The 616-nt window shown below is 57.0% G+C and carries 1 protein-coding gene; it reads left to right on the forward strand.

Annotated features, from left to right (window positions below; all coding sequences use genetic code 11):
• Nucleotides 1-281: 281 nt before the first annotated feature.
• Nucleotides 282-616: hypothetical protein (locus tag TRESADRAFT_RS16140; RefSeq protein ID WP_002701566.1), on the forward strand; the 335-nt coding region annotated here is incomplete at its 3' end.

Consider the following 616-nt stretch of genomic DNA (forward strand, 5'->3'; position numbering starts at 1 on the left):
GGGGCTGGACAAGCCGTTCACTATGCAGTATCTCGACTGGCTCGGGCGCGTCTTTCGCGGGGACTTGGGCGTGAGCCTTATTTCGCGCGCGCCCGTCTCGTTCCTCATAAGGAGCAGAATCGCGAACTCGCTTCTCCTGAACATAGGGAATCTACTAGCATTTTCGCTTTTTGAATTTCCGGAACCAAATTTGTCCGGGAAATCTTTTCAACGTATTGGAGGAAAAATGTCAACAAAAGTTTTGTCAGTCGGCGGCTCGATTGTCGCCCCCGAGTATCCTGATGTCGAGTTCGTCGGGAAAATTCGACACGGAGCCGGCGCTCGAGGATGTCTGCATGTTCGGCTCGTCGCGCTTCCTTGCCGGAAGGAAGGGACGGACGGTTTTCGTAATCCACGCGATGACGGGGCGGACGCTCGGGACGTTCAACGCGGGCGGCGCCGTCCTTATCGGCTCGAATTCGTCGGACAGCCTTTTCTACATATCGAACGAGAGCAGGCAGTTCAAGCTGTTCGAGGTGAAGTCGGGAGAACGGGGAAGTCCGTCGGCAATCCGGAGCTGCTCCGCACGTTCAGCGGGATACGGGGACAGGGATTCCGTCGTTTCCGCGGCGATGTC

The organism is Treponema saccharophilum DSM 2985 (assembly GCF_000255555.1).
In the GTDB taxonomy this organism is placed as follows: domain Bacteria; phylum Spirochaetota; class Spirochaetia; order Treponematales; family Treponemataceae; genus Treponema_D; species Treponema_D saccharophilum.